Below are 19,026 nucleotides of genomic sequence, written 5' to 3'. Positions count from 1 at the left end.
GCTGTCCTCTATTCTTCAGCGAAGTGGGCGACCGACGACGGCTTCGAGGCCGACGACGGCGAGATGATAGTCATACACTGCGGAGACATAGTCTGCTTCGGCTTGGGTCACCGCGTTCTGGGCGTCCGAGACTTCCAGCGCCGAACCGTTGCCGATCCGGTACTTCTCCTGCGCCAGACGGAGTTGCTCGCGCGCTGCCGTCCGGTTGAGATCCTGAATCCTGGCTGCTTCCCAGGAGGTCCGCACTGCCAGCACGCGTGACTGCAGCTGCCCGTCGACCGAGAGCGCCTGGGCCCGCAGCGATTCCCGGGCATCGTCTTCCTGGGCACGGGCCTGGGAGACGCGGGTCGAGCGAGAGAAGCCATCCCAGATCGGGACGCTGATGGAGGCCGACACCGAGATCGGCTGCCGCGTGAACGAGAACGGGAAGACGCTATTACCGCTACGGATCGCCTGCGTCACCGTCGGGTCCAGCGACGCCCCGGTGGCATCGAGCCCCGCGTACGCGTTGCAGTCGGCGATGATGCCGCCATTCGGCGCCGGGTGCGGCGAGGTCAGCCGCGACAGGATGCCGTTCTGGAACTGGCAGTTGGCTGCGCTCCCCTGCGCTCCGGACAGCCGGTTCGCCAACAGCGCGTTTACATCCGTGTACTGCTGGGTGTAGCCGTTCAGTCCGGTCGAGAGCGACAGTGACGGCAGAAACTCCGACTTGGCCGACTTGACCCCAAGCCGTGCTGCGTCTGCCTGTGCGTCGAGGGTGCGGAGGCCCGGGTTGTGCTCCTTGGCCATCGCGCGCAGCTCGTTGAGGTCGAACTTCGTCTCGACGAGCGGGAACGCTTCCGACAAGGTCACCGCTTCGAGGTCATCACCCGAGGGCACCCCCATCAGGCGGAAGAGCTCGATCTTCGCGTCGGTCTCACTCTGCTGCGCGCGCAAGAGCTGGACATCGGCGCGGGTCTTGGTGACTTCCGCCTGCCGGACATCGAGGATGGTCGCCTGGCCGACCTGGTTGCGGGCCCGGGCCAGATCGAGGAAGTCCTGATTCCGGGCGACCTGCTGCCGCGCGACCCCGACGGTCGCGGTGGCGCGGAGTACAGTGAGATATTGCGACGTCACCGTCTGCGTGAGATTGATGCCGGCGCCGGTGATGTTCTCTTCGGTGGCACGCTGCTGCGCTTTGCTCTGCGACGCCCCGATGAACTTGCCCGCGCTGACATCCCAGCTCGCCGAGAGGCGGTAGTTTGACGAGACCGTGGGCGATGCCTGGGAGAAGACGGTGCCATTGAAGGTCGACTTGCCGCTCCCGGTATAACTGATGCCGGTACCGGCGCCCAGGGTCGGATAGAGTGCCCAGTTCGCCGACCGGACTGCCGCTGCCGCTGGATCGGAATCGTTCAACGACTGGCGGTAGGTCGGCGAGTTCTTCCGTGCCAGGTCAAGTGCCTGCGGCAGAGACAGCTGGCGGGGGGTCGTGGGAGCGCCCTGTGCCGGCAGCAGCGCCGGGGCGCCGATCAGCAGCAACAGCAGAGAGCGTCCAGCGCGACGACTCGTCATTTTCTTCCGTCCTCAGTGTGAATGGAGTAGTACAGGTGACTCTTACGGGGACCCCGAGGTGAAGTTTCAACGTGCGACATCGACCCCGGGATATCCCGTAGCCATCATACTAGCGGGCGCGGCCGTTCTTGCGACCGAGATGGCGGTTCAGGGGGAGTGGGCCGGGCTGGCCGTCGCCGCGTTGCTGACCCTCGTTGCTGCCGGCGTCGTGGCCCGAGGTACTCCGGGGCGCGATCGCCTGCCGGCGGTCGCCTTGGGAGCCTTCGGACTGGTTCTCGCCGTGGCCGCCTCCCGCCTTCGACTGCTGGTGATTGACCCCGGCCATACCGTGACCAGTGCCGCAACCGCGGCGAACGATCAGCGTGACAAACAACTCTCCACTGCGATTGCGGCGGCGCGGCGGACCGGCCGGGTCGCCCTGACCCGGGCCGGGAAGACAGCGGCCGCCGCAATTCCGCCCCTCGGCGACCTCATCAGCGGTCAGGCGGTCGAGCAGGCGCTCCTGCTGCTTGGTGGCGATACCGTGCTGGCGGTGGCCGGACCACATCGCGTCCTGCCTGCCCGGGGTGACGAACCATTGGCCCTTGTGCTCACGCCCTTTGTGAAGGAGTTGCTGGTCCGTGAGGTGAGCGGCGGAAGAGTGGCCCAGGTCGCCATTCTGCTCGACGCCTCCGAGGGCGTGCCGCTTGCTGGCTCGACCCTCGCCTCGAACGCCGCAGGCTGGTGGGGAGTCCGCTGGCACTGGACCCTGCGCGACACCACGGTGGCGCTGCACACCCCGGGTGAGGCGCTCGCCAGAATCCAGTCGGTGATGCGACCCGACCCGCCTTCGGTGAGCGCAGCGATTGCGTCTGAGGCGGCCCGGATTCGGTGGGTGGTGGGTGGGGGAGTCCTCCTCCTCGGCATCGTCCTGCTCTTCATTGCCCAGCGTCCGGTCACTCGCGCTGGCGCGCTACTGATCACCCTCTGGGGCGCGATCCGGCTCGGCCTCGCGCCGGCCTCGCTCGGCGCGGCAGCGCTCTGGGCGCTACTGGCTGCCTGTGCGCTGCTCTTCCTCGGAATTGTGTTGTGGCGGCGGCCGCTGCGACGGAGCCCGGTCGGTCTCATCGCCTCGCTGCTGTTGCTGTCGACGGCACCCTTGCTCGTGCTGCGTGCGGCCGACGCGATCGTGCCGCAGGCGGACGCCGGCTCCTTCTTCACCTGGTTCGGCTGGGAAGCGGTACTCGCCCTGGCGACGGCCGCGTTGCTGGTCGTCGCGACGGCGCCGCTGCGAACCCCGGACGATCATCGCGCGTCGATACGGTGGGGCGCGATCGCGACCTGCGCCGCCGTGGTGGTCGGGGCCATCGGCATCATTGCCTGGACGCCATCGACCAGCTGGGTGAGCTGGAGCCTGCCGCTGCCACGGGGAGTGTGGGCAGCGTGGTACCGGCCGCTCTGGCTGCTGCCGCTCGCCGCCTTCCTCCCGCGCACCACGCCACGCGCGCGGCTGATCGCGATCGCCACCACAGCGGGCACGTTGGCTGCACTCGCCACCTGGTCCACCTCACTCGACCGACGTATCTCGTTGGCCACCGATGATCTGAACCGACTGACCACTGGTCACGACAGCGCCGCCGTCGCATCGCTCGTGCGCTTCGGCGCCGATGCGAAAGCGGCTCACGCGACTCGCCTGAATCGTCTCTATGCCGCGTGGCGCGGGTCACAACTGGCGCAGGATGGCGTGCCGGTACATCTCGCGCTCTGGAACAGCACCGGCGACATCCTCGAGAATGTTGCGCTCGATTCGCTGAACCTTTCCTGGAGCGACCTGCGGCCGCTGGTGCAATCGAACGATACGATGCCGCATCACAGCGGGATCGCGCGCGATGTCGGACATCACGAAGTCCTCGTCATTCCCCTGGCCCGCGATACGATTGCCACGGTCACGATCGGACCGCGCTCACGCGTGGTAGCACCGTCGCGTTTTGGTCGAGTCGTGGGGTGGCGGAATCCGGATGAGCCGAGCTACGCGTTGCGCGTGCTCGCCGACGATGGCAGGCCGCACCCAGTCGGCTTTCGCCGGCTCGGCCGGTTTCTTCGTGCCGAACGTCGCGATACGGCGGGGAGTGCGCCCCAGCTCATCGGGGTCTCGATCGAGATGTCGTCGCAACGACCGTTCGCGGTGCGCTCGGCACTCGCGGTACTCCTCAATGTGATGCTCTTCTTTCTGTTATGGGTGACGCTCCAGCGGGCGCTCGGCGACGACCCCGCCATTTCGCCGAAGCTCTGGCGGCAATCGTATCGCCGCACGCTGGCGGTGACGCTGACCGGGTTCTTCGTCGTTCCCGCAGCCCTCTTCACCCTCTACTCGGTGCTGCGAATCCGCAGCGAGGCGACGCGCGCCCGGACAACCGAGGTCGCAACCACACTCAAGGATGTCGAGGTGGCTGGCGGCTTCGAGCTCGCCGCAGAACGGGCGCCTTCACGCATTGCCCTGGCCGCGGTCGCCGACTCCGTTGATGCGGAACTCGCGATCTACCGCGATGGCCGGTTGCTGGTCTCGAGTGCTTCGCTGCTGCCGGAGCTTGGGCTCCTTCCGCCGGTGGTGGATCCGACGCTGCGCACCACCTCAGGGGGAGATGCCGCAGCGCTGGCGACAGGGCTGCCCTCGGGGCGACTGCGGGTGCGTGCCGCTACGGTGACGCCGGGGGTACCTGGGACGTTGCTTGCGGCGGCACTCCCCGGGCGCGACAGCAACCTCGCAACGGAGCAGCTCGATCTGGCCCTGCTGTTGTTGCTCACGTCGCTTGCCGGCACCCTTGCTGCCATTGCCATGGCAGGATTCGTCGCGCGCGCGCTCGGTGAGCCGATCGGCGTCCTCGAACGCACGGCACTGGCGATCGGGCGTCGCGAGGCGCCGCCCCGGGTGGGAGATGTGCCGGCAGAGTTTGCACCGGTCTTCGGCGCGATCCGCCAGATGGAACTCGACCTCCAGACCAGTGAAGCAGAACTGGAGGCGGGGCGGACCCGCACTGCCGCGATCCTCGCTACGGTGGCGACGGGTGTGATCGGTGTCGATGCAGAAGGGAATGTCATCCAGGCCAATCCGCGGGCGGCAGAATTGCTCGGTCGCAACATCGTGGTGGGCGTGTCACTGACCGGACAACTCCCACCCGGCAGTCAACTGTTGCGCGATGGGGTCGAGCGGTTGCTCGGCCCGGCCACCCGCGACGCCGAGAGCCGGGAACTCGAGATCGGTGAACGTCGACTCGCCGCGACGCTGGCCCCGCTTGCTGATGGCGGACTGGTGCTCGCCCTGACTGATATCACCGAAGCATCCCGTGCGGCACGTATCGTTGCCTGGGGTGAGATGGCGCGTCAGGTCGCGCACGAGATCAAGAACCCGCTCACCCCGATGCGGCTTGGCTTGCAACACCTTCGCCGGATTCGCAGCGATGCGCACCCCGACTTTCCTCGAATCGTCGACGAAACCGCGGAGCGGTTGCTCGGCGAAATCGAGCGACTCGACAAGATCGCCCGCTCCTTTGCGAGGTACGGCGCCCCACCGGAGCGATCCGACGCGCCACCGGGGCTGATCGCAGTCCGCGGCGCGATCACCGAACTCGCATCGCTCTTCGAACTCGGAGGCGGGGAGATCCGGCTGCGGATCGAGGGCGACGAGGAGCTCACGGTCGTCGCCCGCGAGGAAGAACTGGTGCAGGTGCTGCTCAACCTCGCCGACAATGCCCGCGAGGCGGGGGCGACCGAGCTGGTGTTCCGGCTTGCACCGGGGGTGCTCGAGGTCCGGGATAACGGGCGGGGGATCCCGGCAGACCAGCTGCCCCGGATCTTCGAGCCCACCTTTTCCACAACGACGAGCGGGACGGGGTTGGGGCTGGCCATCGTCCGACGGCTGGTCGAAGGGTGGGGGGGGCAGATCTCGGTGGCCAGCGGGTCCGGGGCGGGGGCGATATTCTCCATCCGGTTCGGTTCAACCCCGCCACCCCGCCAAGCGTAGCAAGGACGAGATTCAGGGGCCGATTCCCGGCCTTCAGCGGGTCCACACGTTCACATCGGAGTTTTCGCTATGAAGTCCCGTTTTGCACTGCTGGCCATGCTGTGCGTTGCTGTTGCTCCGCTCGCGGCGCAGGGTGGTGGTCAGGGTCGCGGCATGGGTGGCATCAACGTCGAGCAGATGACGACGATGTATTCGCTCACCCCCGAGCAGGTCGCCAAGGCCACCGACCTGAAGAAGGCCTACGACACCAAGACCGCCGGCGTCACGGCGTGGATGACCAAGCTGCGCGAGGGTGGTGACATGCAGGCGATGCGCGACGCACCGGGTTTCGCTGATTCGATGAAGAAGAACACCGACGCGCGCGATTCGTTCAACGCCGAGTTCAAGAAGATCCTGACTGGCGCGCAGGTCACCAAGTTCGATTCGGTGCAGGCCGCGCGTGCTGCCCGCCAGCGTCCCGGCGGCATGTGATTCGAAAGGCCGTTGCTCTTTGTGTGATCCTGTCCGGGTGTCGGAGCCAGTCGGCTCCGGCACCCGGACTGGAGCAGGACTCCTCCCGCAGCATCCCCGCAGCACAGATCCCCACATCGTTCAGTGAACTCGCCCCCGGCGATACCGCGTCGGTGGTGCTGATCATGCGCCGCACCATGGCCGATATCGATGGTGCCGCGGCCGACTTCACCAAGCGCGACACAACTCTTGCCCCCGAGCCTGGTCAGGAACCGCGCCGGCTGACGCTCTGGCTGGAGGACAACGTGCCGCGAAAGCTTCTGGTCACGGAACCCGACGAGTCCGGCCGGATGATGCGCGAGTCGCTGTTCTATTTCGTCCAGGGCGAGGTCCGCGTGGTGATGCAGCCCAACGATGGCTACGCCTTCGATGCCGACCGAATTCTGGTCTGGACTGACGAGGCCCTCATCCCACTCGCCGATGTGACGCCGGAGCTGCGGATGCAGCGCGAGAGCGAGGTGCTGGATCAGGCCCACAAATGGCTTGCCCTCTTCGGGGTAGAGCTGCCATAGGGCCGAAGGAACTTTCCGCCCAGGCCGGCAGTTGATCCACAGGCACCAGCATCGCACCATTTCCGGGGTCATTCCTGAACCAGGTCACCGAGGAGTTCGAAACGCTGGCACTGCCTCACCTCGGGGCGGTCGCTCGTTTTGCGCTGTCATTGACCCGGGATCAGGCCGATGCGGATGACCTGGTGCAGGATGCCTATCTGCGCGCCCGCCAGAGCTGGCACACTTTCGATCGGGTTGGGGATGCCCGCAAATGGCTCTTCGCGATCTGCCGGAACAGCTTTCTCTCCGGGCTGCGTCGCGGGCGCCGCGTGGTCCACAGCGATGACGGCGATCTCGACGCACTCGATGCGGTCAAGGAACACAATGTCGCCAAGGCGCAGGGACTCGCCGACGTCTACGAACGTCTCGACGTGCTACCAGCGATCCATCGTGCCATCGACGAGCTCCCCGAGCCACATCACAGCATCCTGGTGCTGGTCGACCTCGAGGAACTCTCGTACGAAGAGGCGAGCGAGGTGCTCGGCATTCCGAGGGGCACCGTCCGGTCGCGGCTCTTCCGGGCCAGGCGAATGATTCAGGCGAGCCTGCTCGCGCACGCCCACGACCTCGGGCTCGCCCGCGGCGCTTCACCGGAGACGGCCGATGCCTGATTCTTCACCGCGGCCAATCGATTGCGAAACCGTCGCGCGCAATCTCTGGGAGTACCTCGACGGCGAACTTCCCGAAGAACGGATGATGGAAATCGCAGCCCACCTGCGCGACTGCCTGGGATGTGCCTCGCACGCGGCGTTCGAGCAGGCCCTTCTCGATCACATCGCCATGGTGCGTCGGGAGCCCACTGATCTCCCGGCGCTCGAAGTGCGGGTGCGCCGCGCGCTCCGCGCCGTGGAGCTTGCCGGCGACTGAGTGGCGTCGGGGCGCCACCCCGTGCGTTCGATTGTGATCCTTCCCGCGACGATTCCATGAGACCATCAGGGCTTCCTCGCCGGGAGCCCCGCATTGCTCGCACGCATCCGCTCTGCCACCGTCCTCGGCGTCGAGGCGCTTGCCGTTGACGTCGAGATCGATATCGCCAACGGACTGCCGTCATTTACCACGGTGGGATTACCGCTTGGTGCCGTGAAGGAGGGGCGCGAACGCGTCGCCGCTTCCATCGCGAATAGCGGCTATCAGCTGCCGCTGCGCCGGATCACCGTGAACCTCGCGCCGGCCGACATGCAGAAACGCGGCAGCGCGTTCGACTTGCCGATCGCCATCGGCATCCTGGTCGCGAGTGGTCAGCTCGAAACCGAATCGCTCGAGCAAACTCTCCTCCTCGGCGAACTCGGCCTCGAGGGCGATCTTCGGCCGGTGCGCGGCGCCTTGCCGATGGCGCTCGCGGCTCGTGCGCTCGGCTACACCGAGATTCTGTTGCCTGCGGGCAACGTTGCCGAAGCGGCGGTCGTGGACAGGGTGGCGGTGCGCGGGGCAAGCACGCTGCTCGATGTCTGCCGTCACCTGAGCGGCGAGGAGCAACTGCCGGCAGTCCGAACCGACACCGCCGAACTGATGCGCAATGCCCCGCCGATTGAAGCCGACTTCGCCGATGTGAAAGCGCAGGCTGCGGCGAAACGCGCGCTCGAAGTTGCGGCTGCCGGTGCCCACAACATCCTGATGATCGGCCCACCTGGAGCGGGGAAGACGATGCTCGCGCGCCGGCTGCCGAGCATCCTGCCATCGCTCACGCTGTCCGAAGCACTGGATGTCACGCGGATTCATTCGGTGGCCGGGCTGCTGCCGCCGGGGCAGGCGCTGGTCACGCGGCGGCCGTTTCGTGCCCCACATCACACGGTGAGTTACGCCGGGCTCATCGGCGGCGGGGCGATCCCACGGCCCGGTGAGGTTTCCCTGGCGCATCACGGGGTGCTCTTTCTCGATGAAGTGGCGGAGCTGCCGCCAAATGTCCTGGAAGTCCTGCGACAACCTCTAGAGGATGGCCACGTCACCATCTCTCGAGCCGCCATGACGCTCGGCTATCCGGCCCGATTCCTCTTTGTCGCGGCGATGAATCCGTGCCCGTGCGGACACGCTGGTGATCCCACCCGTGCCTGCCTCTGTCCGCCACTCACGGTGCAAAAGTATCTGTCACGCATCTCCGGGCCGCTGCTCGATCGCGTCGACATCCATCTCAACGTGCCACCGGTGGCCTATGGCGACCTCACCACGCGCAAACCGGCGGAGAGCAGCGCTACGGTGCGCGCGCGCGTGGAGGCCGCGCGCGTCCGGCAGCTCGAGCGCTTCCGCGGATTGCCAGGGCTGTATGCCAACGCCCATATGGGGCCGCGCGAACTGGCGAAGCTGGTGCGTATCGATGCGGCCACCGAGGCGGTCCTCAAGGGCGCGATTGAGCGTCTGGGGCTCTCAGCGCGTGCCTACCATCGGGTGCTCAAGCTCGCGCGCACGTTGGCGGATTTGCAGCAGGTCGACGAGATCGGACCGGCGCAGGTCGCTGAGGCGATTCAGTATCGGGTGCTGGATAGGAAAGACGGATGACAGATGACGGATGACGGATGATGGATGATGGATGATGGATGATGGATAATGGATGATGTCATCCTGAGCGAAGCGAGCCATCGGCGAGCGCAGTCGAAGGAACTATGCTCACCGTTGGGCACCGCTCAGTGTGACAGACCCCGCAGCGGTCATCTGTCATCCATCATCCATCATCCATGATCCATCAGTGTTGCTACAGCGCCCGCAGCGCCTCCAGCGGATCGGTTGCCGCTGCCCGGCGCGCGGGCAGGTAACTCGCGAAGAGTGCCACGAGGCCGAGGCCGATCGGAATCAGGGCAAAAACGAGCGGATCGAGTGGGCTGACCCCAAAGAGGAATTTCGTCATCACTCGGGTGGCGGCGACGGCCAGCAACATTCCGATTGCCACGCCGATGGCGACGAGGCGCATGCCGTCGCCGAGGATCAGGCGCAGGACGTTGGCGCGATCGGCCCCCAGCGCCATGCGGAGCCCGATCTCGCGAGTTCGCTGGCTCACTGTGTAAGCGACGACGCCGTAGAGCCCCACTACGGAGAGCACCAGGCCGAGGATGCCGAGCACGGCTGTCACAGTCGCGGCGACGCGTTGCGGCAAGAGCACGATGCTGGTGGCGACATCCATCGTGATGACGTCGGGCGCCGGCAGCAACGGGTCGATGGCAAGGACGGTCGAGCGAATCACCGGTGCAAGCGCCGCCGGGTCGCCCGTGGTCCGCACATAGAGGTTGGTGCCCGCCCGCCACTGCTGCGCGGCGGCGAAATAGAGAAACGGGCGGAGCGGTTCGTTCAGCGAGGAATACTTGGCATTGCGCACGACACCGATCACGCTGAGGCTGTGCTTCTCGTACTCGATCGTCCGGCCGATGATGCTGGTACCGTGCCCGTATTGCTTCGCGAACGCTTCATTGACAACGACAACCCCCGGCGCCGTCGGGTTGTCAGACGCGAGGAAGGCACGTCCCTCCACCAGTGGAACGCCGAAGACAGTGAAGTAGTCTGGCGCAACCGTTCCGAAGTTGATGTCGAGTTCACCGCCGCGCGACTCCCGCGGGTCTGGCTGGTACCCTTCGATGCTGATGCGGGTGCCGGCCGAGGAACCGGTGAGGGGGGCCCAGCGGCTGTACGACACGGCCGTGACACCCGGCATGGCGAGCAACCGCAGCTTCAGTTCGTCGTAGAAGGCCCTCGCGCGTGCTTCGTCGTACCCCGAGGTCTCCACATCGAGCGGCGTCGTCGCCACGTGGGCCGTCTCGAAGCCGGTCGAGACTCGTTGCCCGCGATCGAGCGCGCGGACGAAGAGGCCCGCCGACATCAGCAGCAGCAACGCGACCGCAATCTGGCCGACGACCAGGCCGTTCCTGAGCCACGAATGGCGTGAGCCAGCGCCGGCCGTGTCATTGCGCATTGCCGCCGCGGGATCCTGCCGCGTCGATTGCAGCGCCGGTGCGATCCCGAAGAGGAGCCCGGTGATCAGGGAGGTACCGAGCGCAAATGCAAGCACCCGCAGGTCGGGGGCGAGGTCGGCCACGAGCGGCACTTCGGCCGGAAGCGGGATGCGGCTGAAGAGACTGGTGGTCCAGAGCGCGATCAGAACGCCGCCGACTCCTCCTGCCAGGAAGAGCACGACGCTTTCGGTGAGGAGTTGGCCGACGAGGCGCCGCCGCCCCGCGCCCAGGGCGACTCGGACCGCCATCTCGCGTTTCCGTGTGGTGGCGCGTGCAAGCAGCATCCCCGCGACATTGACGCTGGCAATTGCGAGGACAAGCGCGGAGATCGCCAGCAGCAGCGCGATGAAACCGAAGATGGCGCCACTCGCATCGGCTGGAAACCCGGTCAGTCGCGAGAGCGAGACGCTGGCGATCTGCTGGAAGTCCTTCGGCTCCTCCTCGAGATGACCCTTGGTGATGGTCACCAGATCGGCACGCGCCTGAGCAACCGACACGTCCGGCTTCAGCCGCCCGAAGAGCGTCAGCCAGCCAGAGCCGGCACTGGTCAGTGCCTCCCGACCGCGGCCAAGCTGTGGCGCCATCATCAATGGCAGCCAGGCATCGGTCCGGATCACGGGATAGACACCGCTGAAGGCTCGGGGCGCCACGCCAACCACCGTATATGGGCTACCGTTTACCATCACGGATCGACCGACGACGTGTTGGTCGGCACCAAAACGGCGGCGCCAGAAGCCGTCGCTGAGGACGATCACGGGGTGCGCCCCCGGCGTGCGGTCCTCGTCTGCGACGAAGAAGCGCCCGAGTTGAGGCCGGATTCCAAGGACCGTGAAGTAGTTGGCGGAAACGACGTTGGCGAAGGTCGCCGTCCCCTGACCACCCGTGCTCACCGTGAGCTGTACCATGGCCCACGCGGCGATGCCGTCGAAGGTGCGCGCTTCCTCCCGGACATGGGTATAGAACGGGTACGATGGCGACATCGACCCGCTGCCATGTTCCTCGGTGCGCGTGATGTCCACGAGCCGAGCAGGTTCGGCGACCTGCGGCAGCGGGCGCAGGATCAAGGCGTTCGCAGCGCTGAAGATGGTCGTGACGGCGCCACTCCCGAGCGCGATGACGAGCACCGCCACCACGGTGAAGGTCGGGCTCTTCCGGAGCATCCGGAAGGTATGACGCAGGTCGTAGCGCAGGGTCTCGAACATCGAGTCTCCGGAGGTTGCCACCGACCGAGTCGTTGGCTGGGGAATCAGCTGCCCGTTGAACCATTCGTGGAGCCGGCTGCCGTGTTCACGAACGGCGCTGCCGACCAGGTCGGGAAGGACACCGGACCAGAGTCCTGCCACGCCGCGCGTGCCCCGCAATCGCCGTGCGTCCCGCCAGCGATCACGAAAAAGCTCGCGCATGTCCTGACCGAACTGGCGTCGGAAGGGCGCCGGGTAGAGTCGGAGGAGCGCCGTATAGCAGCGCTCGGAGGGCGAGGGAACCGGGTGAGGGGTCACGTGGTGCCGAACCGGCGGATCAGCGCGCGGGCCGGAGCGGAGGCAAGGAGGGTTCGCATCCGGTGGAGGTCGGCGCGCACCACCCGGGCGCCCAGCGCCGTCAACCGGTAATAGCGGCGGCGCTCACTCCCCTCGGTCACCGGGCGACGATCCGACTCTGCGACGATGCCATCGGCGAGGAGCCGCTTGATCACGCGATAGAGGTTACCCGGCTCGAGTTGCACCAGTCCGTCGGTACGCTCGGCGATCGCCTGGACCAGGCCGTAACCATGCCGCTCTTCCGTCGCGAGCGCGAGCAGGATCTCGAGTTCGACCGGCTTCAGTGGCAGCAGCGCGGCGATGGTGCTGGGCGATGTCACGGGCGCTCCGGAGCAATATGATCAATATGATCATAGGCGGTGGAAGCCAGTGCGCAAGCACGTTTCAGCGCTGCGACGTTGCGTGACGCGGTTAGTGGAGTGGCAGGGAGCGGAGCGCGGTGAAGCGCTGCCGCTACTGAATCGGCCCCGGCAGGGGGCAACCGGGGCGATTCAGTGCGTGGTACGACCGGCTACTGCTGGAGCGCTGCCTTGATCGCCGTGAGGTGGTGATAGCTGTGGCGCACCGCGTGGTCCTCGAGCACGAACTGCGCGGTGACCGGGGCACCGGCGTAGAGCGACGCGGGCGCCGCGAGGCGGAGCTGATCATCGGTCAGGGCACGGATGGCGCCTGCCGCAGCGGTGCTGTTGCTGCGCAGCAGGTCGATCGCCACATCTCGCGTGACATCGGCGTTGTCCTTCGCGTGTCCGGCATTCATGGCATGTACGTCGGCCATCGTGACGCCGGCGATCGCCTTGCCGTCGGCAATGGTCTGCGCGAGCTGGATCTCGATCGGGTACACGCTCGCGACATGATGGACGACGACACCGACGGTGCGGCCATCATTCGGAATCCGCGTGTTCCACTGGGCGTCGGTCAGCTTGGCCGCAAAGGCGATCAGCGCGCGGGCGCCCTGTTCGAGCCGTTCGGCGAGGTTGTTAGCGGTCGTGTTCATCCTGGGCTGCTCCTCTGGGGTCGTGGTGGTATTGCGCTTTCATGAACAGATGCGCACAGGTTTCTCCGAACGCGACATTCGCCGGCATGATCGGCAGGTCAGCGCTCGAGGCGCGCGCACATCAGCGCGGAGTCGAACGTTTCGCCGGCCGGTCCCGTGGTATATCCGGGCACGATCCCCACCGTGTGGTATCCGAGGCGGCGGTAGAACTCCTCGGGTGGCTCCCCGTGGCGAGTATGCAGCACGAGCAGGGTGCGTCCGTGACGTTGCGCCGTCGTGTGCAGCGCCCGCACCAGGGAGCTGCCGATGCCGCGGCCGTGCAGCGCGGAGGCCACCATGAGCTTCTGCAATTCAGCGCGATGCTTGCCATTCCGCCAGTCCGGCAGCGCGAGTTGACCGGAACCGATGAGGCGACCTCCCACGAACGCCGCGATGAGGATCCGGGAGCCGTCGTGCAGCTCCTGCCGCAGCGAGAGCCAGTACTGCCGCGCGTCCACAGCCGCGAGCGGCGGCAGGAAGCCGAGCGATGCACCGGCGTTCACGGACTCCCGCAGCAACTCGGCGAGGGCCGGCAGGTAGACCGGGATGTCGACGGCGGCGAGCTGGCGCAGGGTATGTTGCGCCGCGCGATCAAGCAGGGTGCTGGTCACGGAACTGCCGGGGCTGGAGTGGTCTGGGGAGCGAAGGTTCCCTCCCAGCGCGCCATCACGACGGTGGCGAGACAGTTGCCGAGGAGGTTGAGCGAGGTGCGCGCCATGTCCATCAGCGCATCGACCCCGAGAATCACCGCAATCCCCTGCAACGGCAGGTCGAACTGCGCAAGCGTCCCGGCGAGCACCACCAGCGATGTACGCGGGACGGCCGCAACGCCTTTGCTGGTGAGCATCAGAGTGCCAACCATCAGCAACTGCCGGGACAACGGCATGTTGATTCCGGCCGCCTGCGCCACAAACACCGAGGCGAGCGAGAGATAGAGCGCCGTGCCGTCCATGTTGAACGAGTAGCCTGTCGGCAGCACGAAGGCGACAATGCGCCGCGGGACACCGAGTGCTTCCATGTTGCGGAACGCCAACGGGAGCGCGGCCTCTGACGAAGAGGTGCTGAAGGCGACCAGCCAGGGCGCCTGGGTCGCGCGCCAGAACGCCCGCAGCGGCACCCTGAACGCGAGGGCAACCGGAAGCAGGACGAGCAAGGCGAATGCGATGAGTGATGCGTAGAGCGTGAGCACCAGCGAGCCAAGGTTGCGAAGCACTCCGATGCCGCTATGGCCGACCGTGACCGCCATCGCCGCCCCGATGCCGACCGGGGCGAACCGCATCACGATCCCGACGAAACGGAACATCACGGCGCTGAGGCTGCTGCAGAGTGAGAGCATGAACTCCTGCGCCGGGCCACGCACCTGGGAGAGCGCGATACCGAAAATCACCGCGAAGCAGACGATCTGGAGTACGTCATTGCGCGCGGCAGCATCCACGATGCTCTGCGGAACGGCATGCTCGAGGGTCGAGGCGAGCGTGGGCCTCGCCTGCGCGAGGTTGCTGCCTGCTTCCATCGTTGCGGTACACAGATCCACACCCACGCCGGGCTTGACGAGATTTACGGCGAGCAACCCCACCAGCATCGCGAGCGTGGTGACGACTTCGAAATAGCAGAGCGACCGGATGGCGAGTCGCCCGACCTGCGCCATCTCCTCGCCGTGGCCGGCGATGCCGACCACGAGTGTCGCGAACAGCAGGGGCGCTACCAGCGACTTGATCAATCGCAGAAAGAGATTCGACAGTACCTGCAAGTCACTCGCGTGAAAGCCGGCGGTGCCACCGTCCGGGAAGACCACGCCGAGAGCGACTCCAATCAGGATCGCGATGGCGACCCAGCGCAGTGAGCCGGCGCGTCCGGTCTCACTGGACGGTGCTGCTGGAGCCGCTCCGACGTGATCGGTGGTCATCAGCGGAGCGGCAGCCCGGCAGGGAGCGGCCAGAACGCGAGACCGAGCAGGAGATTGAAGCCCGGCAGGTGAATCGTGGTCGTGGGCGTTGGCGCGGCCGCACGGCTGAGTTGCGCGGGGGCGAACTGCTCGAGGGCGCCGCTGACATTCATGACCCACAGCGCGCCGTTCTTGTCGACGGCGAGGCCGATCGGGTCCGGGAGCGATGCATCATCGCTGCGCAGGGCAACCCCGGCCGTCGGCTGGGCCCCTGGTGCCAGCTGCGTCGGTGTGAACCGGAGTACCCGTTGATTCCCGGTGTTGGCCACCCAGAGGTTGCCGGCCGCATCGAACGCCAGCCCCGCAGGATTCACCAGACGGTTGGCGAGGTCATTGACGACGACCTCGGGTTCCGGCGTCCCGGTCGCCCGCAGCTGGGCCGGGGCATACTTCACAAGCGTATTCGCCTGATTGTCACTCACCCAGAGCGCACCAGCGGCGTCGAAGGCGAGCCCGGTGGGGCGACCGACGCCCGAGATGGTGACCGTCGGGACCGGCGTTCCGCTGCCGTCGAGCTGGCCCTGGTCGTAGCGCACCAGCGTCCCGTTGCCACGGTTCGCCACCCAGAGGTGATGCGTCGCATCGAAAGCGATCCCGGCGGGCTGATTCAGTGAGCCCTGGTTCGCCGAAATGATGACCGACGCGGCGCTGTTCGTATTCTGTCCGAGGCGTTCCGGTGAGAGTCTGAGGAGTTTCGCGTCGTCCTGGCTCGAGATCCAGAGCGAGCCGGTCTCGTCGAAGGCGATGCCCATCGAGACCAACAGGTTCGCGCTGGTGGTTCGCAGCGAATTGGTCGGCTCGTGGTTGCCCGCGACGGTCAGGAGTTCCGGGGCGAACTGCAGGATGCCGGATGGGGCGCCGCTGACGGTCCACAAGCCGTCGCGGGCAGAGGGCGGTGGTGGCGGTGGCGGCGGCTGCATGGTGATTGGCTGGTAACCATCCGAACCACATGCGGCCGACAGCGTGAGCAGCAGCAGGGCGGCAAAGCGACGAGTGTTGCGGTGCATCAGGGGGTAACTCCAGTGAGTGTTATCCCTATCTGCGCCGGAACGAAGTGCGGGCCGACACGCGGCTTCCTTGCGCCAAACGACAATCCGGACCGAGATTGTCCCCATGGCCCGCTCCTGGACCCATCGGTTTGCTGCCACCTTCCTCGCCCTCTGGCTTTCGCTGGTGGGGCTCGAGGGCTCGTTGGCGCCGTGCCCGATGCACCAGATGGCGGAGCGGGCAGCGGAGCAGGGTGGCGGTGCAGGGACAATGGCCGGGATGGCGATGGCGCCAGGGTCGGACGGTGCCGCCACAGGGTCTGACGGCACCGGACACGATGCCGAGCCCGGGCACCAATCGCACCGCTGTAGTTGTCCCGGGAGCGGGTGCGCCACGCCGGTCGGCGGCCTTCCCGCCGCCCCAGTCGAATTCCACGCACAGTACTTCAGGACCACGGCACCACTATTTCGCGCCGCGCCCTCGCTGGCGGTGCCGGCGGACTTCCTCCTCCCCTTCGCTACTGCCCCACCGGTTGGTTCGCTGAGCTGAGCCTCATCGCCTCCGGGCGTGGTGCGTCGCACCACGACCGCTGGAGCGCGAGCTCACCTGCTGCACGCCAGTTGTCGGTCCCGATTGCGGGGACGCGCATTCTGGCCAGACAGGCGCGACCAACCTGATTCCGGGGAGTTCCTCCATGCAGTTGCTGTTTCCTGTCGGGCTGATGCGACGCCAGCTGGCGATCGTAGCGTTGATGCTGTTCACCGGCGCCGCGGCGGCCAATGCCCAGGAGCGCGAGTTTCCGCGTTCGGATACCACCGCTCGCAAGCTGGGTGAACTGGTCGTGTCGGCCACACGTTCGCAGACCACGCTCAACGAGATGGCGCTGCACGCTACCATCATTTCGCGCGCCGAGCTGGCGAAATCGCCTGCCCAGACGGTCGATCAATTGCTCCGCACCGTGCCGGGAATGAACCTGCCGGGCGCCCCGTTCTATGCCACCGATCCGACAGGCCATCAGACGAAGCTGCGCGGTGTGTCGAACAGCAAGGTGCTGATGCTGCTCGATGGCGTCCCGATCCACGACCCGTTCTTTACCACAACGCAGTGGTTCAAGGTGCCGCTCTCCTCGATCGAGCGGCTCGAGGTCATCCGTGGCGGTGCATCGAGCACCTGGGGCAACCTCGCCGTTGCGGGCGTCATCAACATCATCACCCGCAAGCCGACTGATAACAGCGGACTGGTGGACCTCTCGTACCAGTCGATGAACACCGTGAATGCGGCGCTGTCGAAGAACTTCGTGCTCGGCCACGGGCTCTCGATGCGCTTCTCCGGCGACGTGCTCGATACCGATGGTTATCAGACCACCCCTGGCGAATTCCTCAGCACGGTGCCCGGGAAGGGGGCCTCCTCGGCCACCAACAGCAATCTTCGTCTGGCCGGGTACTACACTCCGAATTCGGAATTCGATGCCTTCTTCCGTTTCGGCTACCACCGGCAGGATCAGGATGTGGGCGGCTACGAGTTTGGCCGGAACCTGCAGAAGGGCCCTGACGGCGCCGCGGGCTTCACCAAGCGCTTTGGCGGGACAAATCGCGCTGACGTGAAGGTGTGGGCGCAGCGCGTCTCGTTCAACAAGCAGAATGGTGCCGGGTGCTACCTGCTCAACGCCGGCACCTGCAATACCGCGGCGACCACTTCCCCGCTGGTGCAGTACGCCAACTCGGAAGACGTCAATCCGTATCGGGAACTCGGCGCGTCGGCGATGGTCTCGAGCATCTTCAGCGGATTCCCGGCCAACATCCAGTTCGGTGCCGACTTCCGGCGCATATCTGGTGAAGACAGCGCGACGACCTACAACCGGCCGACGACGACGTCGAAGGCGAGCGCGACGATCAACCGGACGAACTACGGCCAGGGTACCCAGCAATTCCTCGGTGGGTTCACGCAGTTCTCGGTCTACCCGACGTCGAAGCTGCAGGCGACCGTCGCGGTACGGTATGACCATTGGACCAACACCGACGGTGTCGCGCGTCTCACCAAGTACAACAATGGTGTCCCGGCGGCCCCGCTCGGCGGCGATGTCGAGGATGGCAGCAAGGGGTCGTTCAACCCCAGCATCACGGCGCGCTTCCAGTTCTCGGACAAGGTCGCCATTCGCGCGGCGGCGTATCGCGCTTTCCGGGCGCCGGGACTCAACAACCTGTACCGGTCGTTCTCGTCGACCACCTCGATCACGATCGCGAACGCCTCCCTGCAACCCGAGACGCTCACCGGTGGGGAAGCGGGCCTCGACCTCCACGGCAGCCGCCTCACGCTTGGCGCGACCCTGTTCCAGTACAACACCAAGGCACTGATCGCGTCGTACCGGATTGCCAGCGCCGCGACGGCGCCCCCCGAGGTGATCGCTGTCTGCGGTCCGACTCTGGCGAACTGCCCGGCCACCGTCAACCTGAATACCAATGGCCAGGACGCCGTGTCGCGCGGACTCGAGTTCGTGGCGACCTGGCAGCCCTTCCGGACCGTCACGCTCGATGGCACCTACACCTATACCGACAGCCACTACGAGAAGACCACCACCGGCGACCCGATCAAGGTGCAGCTCGGCGGGATTCCGCGCGACATCATCACGGTGGGCGTCGATGTCGAGCCGACGTCTCGCTGGGACATCTACGCGTCGCTCCGCAACACGGGATCGATGTTCCTCGACGTGAATCGCACGATCCTGCAGAAGCACTTCGCGCTCTTCAACCTGAGCACGTCATACAAGGTCTCGAACGCGATCTCGCTCTACGGCTCGGCGGTCAACCTCGGTGATGAGGTGTACACCGACAACGCCACGACCAGCGCTGCAGGCAAGACGCTCGGTCTGCCGCGTGCCATCACGACCGGGCTGCGAGTGAAGTTCTGATACGCTGGCAGGGTGCCGGGGCGATTGTCCCGGCGCTCTGCACTGGACCACCCTGCTGGAACAAT

15 protein-coding genes are annotated in these 19,026 nt (G+C 66.4%); 8 read left to right on the top strand and 7 right to left on the bottom strand.

All coding sequences use genetic code 11. The annotated features are described in order from the left end of the window. Positions 1-15: 15 nt before the first annotated feature. A complete protein-coding gene (locus tag V4558_00640; protein ID MES2303981.1) occupies positions 16-1,554 on the bottom strand; it encodes a TolC family protein in 1,539 nt (512 codons plus the stop codon). Positions 1,555-1,612: 58 nt separating this feature from the next. Between V4558_00640 and V4558_00635 the strand changes: the two genes are divergently transcribed. The 6 genes from V4558_00635 to V4558_00610 all read left to right on the top strand — a co-directional run bounded on the left by V4558_00635 (position 1,613) and on the right by V4558_00610 (position 9,108). Beyond that, on the top strand, positions 1,613-5,554 hold the full coding sequence (locus V4558_00635) for an ATP-binding protein (protein ID MES2303980.1): 3,942 nt from the start codon (positions 1,613-1,615) through the stop codon (positions 5,552-5,554). A 69-nt stretch (positions 5,555-5,623) separates the two neighbouring features. After that, complete coding sequence (locus V4558_00630; GenBank protein MES2303979.1) at positions 5,624-6,025, top strand: hypothetical protein; 402 nt, start codon at positions 5,624-5,626, stop codon at positions 6,023-6,025. A gap of 23 nt (positions 6,026-6,048) precedes the next feature. Continuing rightward, positions 6,049-6,576, top strand: a complete 528-nt coding sequence (locus V4558_00625) for a hypothetical protein (GenBank protein MES2303978.1) — start codon at positions 6,049-6,051, stop codon at positions 6,574-6,576. Between the two features lie 50 nt (positions 6,577-6,626). Further along, positions 6,627-7,226 carry an RNA polymerase sigma factor gene (locus tag V4558_00620; protein ID MES2303977.1) on the top strand — a complete coding sequence of 200 codons (600 nt, stop codon included), beginning with the start codon at positions 6,627-6,629 and terminating at the stop codon, positions 7,224-7,226. Then, the gene (locus tag V4558_00615; GenBank protein ID MES2303976.1) at positions 7,219-7,482 is read left to right on the top strand and encodes a zf-HC2 domain-containing protein; all 264 of its coding nucleotides are present in this window, start codon (positions 7,219-7,221) and stop codon (positions 7,480-7,482) included. The genes V4558_00620 and V4558_00615 overlap by 8 nt, the downstream gene beginning before the upstream one ends. A 93-nt stretch (positions 7,483-7,575) precedes the next feature. Continuing rightward, positions 7,576-9,108 (top strand): YifB family Mg chelatase-like AAA ATPase, encoded by a 1,533-nt coding sequence (locus V4558_00610; protein ID MES2303975.1) that lies wholly within the window; start codon positions 7,576-7,578, stop codon positions 9,106-9,108. 193 nt (positions 9,109-9,301) lie between these two features. Here the strand turns inward: V4558_00610 and V4558_00605 are convergent, their stop codons facing one another. The 6 genes from V4558_00605 to V4558_00580 all read right to left on the bottom strand — a co-directional run bounded on the left by V4558_00605 (position 9,302) and on the right by V4558_00580 (position 16,073). After that, on the bottom strand, positions 9,302-11,953 hold the full coding sequence (locus V4558_00605; protein ID MES2303974.1) for an ABC transporter permease: 2,652 nt from the start codon (positions 11,951-11,953) through the stop codon (positions 9,302-9,304). A 92-nt stretch (positions 11,954-12,045) separates the two neighbouring features. Continuing rightward, positions 12,046-12,408 (bottom strand): PadR family transcriptional regulator, encoded by a 363-nt coding sequence (locus tag V4558_00600; GenBank protein ID MES2303973.1) that lies wholly within the window; start codon positions 12,406-12,408, stop codon positions 12,046-12,048. 191 nt (positions 12,409-12,599) lie between these two features. Then, positions 12,600-13,082: a DinB family protein gene (locus tag V4558_00595; GenBank protein MES2303972.1), complete on the bottom strand. Its 483-nt coding sequence runs from the start codon at positions 13,080-13,082 to the stop codon at positions 12,600-12,602. A gap of 98 nt (positions 13,083-13,180) precedes the next feature. Beyond that, entirely contained in the window at positions 13,181-13,732 is a 552-nt protein-coding gene (locus V4558_00590; GenBank protein MES2303971.1) for a GNAT family N-acetyltransferase, read from the bottom strand. After that, positions 13,729-15,027: a dicarboxylate/amino acid:cation symporter gene (locus tag V4558_00585; GenBank protein MES2303970.1), complete on the bottom strand. Its 1,299-nt coding sequence runs from the start codon at positions 15,025-15,027 to the stop codon at positions 13,729-13,731. Before V4558_00585 ends, V4558_00590 begins: the two co-directional genes overlap by 4 nt. Next, the gene (locus tag V4558_00580) at positions 15,027-16,073 is read right to left on the bottom strand and encodes an NHL repeat-containing protein (GenBank protein MES2303969.1); all 1,047 of its coding nucleotides are present in this window, start codon (positions 16,071-16,073) and stop codon (positions 15,027-15,029) included. Before V4558_00580 ends, V4558_00585 begins: the two co-directional genes overlap by 1 nt. A 106-nt stretch (positions 16,074-16,179) precedes the next feature. On the opposite strand from V4558_00580, the gene V4558_00575 reads away from it, so the two are divergent. Both V4558_00575 and V4558_00570 read left to right on the top strand, forming a co-directional pair. Further along, complete coding sequence (locus tag V4558_00575; protein ID MES2303968.1) at positions 16,180-16,602, top strand: hypothetical protein; 423 nt, start codon at positions 16,180-16,182, stop codon at positions 16,600-16,602. 145 nt (positions 16,603-16,747) lie between these two features. Further along, positions 16,748-18,961, top strand: coding sequence for a TonB-dependent receptor (locus tag V4558_00570; GenBank protein ID MES2303967.1), 2,214 nt, complete (start codon positions 16,748-16,750; stop codon positions 18,959-18,961). Positions 18,962-19,026: the final 65 nt, after the last annotated feature.

Source organism: Gemmatimonadota bacterium (assembly GCA_040388535.1).
Taxonomy (GTDB): domain Bacteria; phylum Gemmatimonadota; class Gemmatimonadetes; order Gemmatimonadales; family GWC2-71-9; genus Palsa-1233.
This window is presented reverse-complemented; position numbering and strand designations above follow the sequence as displayed.

What these genes read in the sequence shown, in the direction of transcription:
- V4558_00640 (MES2303981.1), bottom strand. Translation starts at nt 1,554, where the DNA reads ATGACGAGTCGTCGCGCTGGACGCTCTCTGCTGTTGCTGCTGATCGGC.
- V4558_00630 (MES2303979.1), top strand. Translation starts at nt 5,624, where the DNA reads ATGAAGTCCCGTTTTGCACTGCTGGCCATGCTGTGCGTTGCTGTTGCT.
- V4558_00615 (MES2303976.1), top strand. Translation starts at nt 7,219, where the DNA reads ATGCCTGATTCTTCACCGCGGCCAATCGATTGCGAAACCGTCGCGCGC.
- V4558_00605 (MES2303974.1), bottom strand. Translation starts at nt 11,953, where the DNA reads ATGCGCGAGCTTTTTCGTGATCGCTGGCGGGACGCACGGCGATTGCGG.
- V4558_00595 (MES2303972.1), bottom strand. Translation starts at nt 13,082, where the DNA reads ATGAACACGACCGCTAACAACCTCGCCGAACGGCTCGAACAGGGCGCC.
- V4558_00585 (MES2303970.1), bottom strand. Translation starts at nt 15,027, where the DNA reads ATGACCACCGATCACGTCGGAGCGGCTCCAGCAGCACCGTCCAGTGAG.
- V4558_00580 (MES2303969.1), bottom strand. Translation starts at nt 16,073, where the DNA reads ATGCACCGCAACACTCGTCGCTTTGCCGCCCTGCTGCTGCTCACGCTG.
- V4558_00575 (MES2303968.1), top strand. Translation starts at nt 16,180, where the DNA reads ATGGCCCGCTCCTGGACCCATCGGTTTGCTGCCACCTTCCTCGCCCTC.
- V4558_00570 (MES2303967.1), top strand. Translation starts at nt 16,748, where the DNA reads ATGCAGTTGCTGTTTCCTGTCGGGCTGATGCGACGCCAGCTGGCGATC.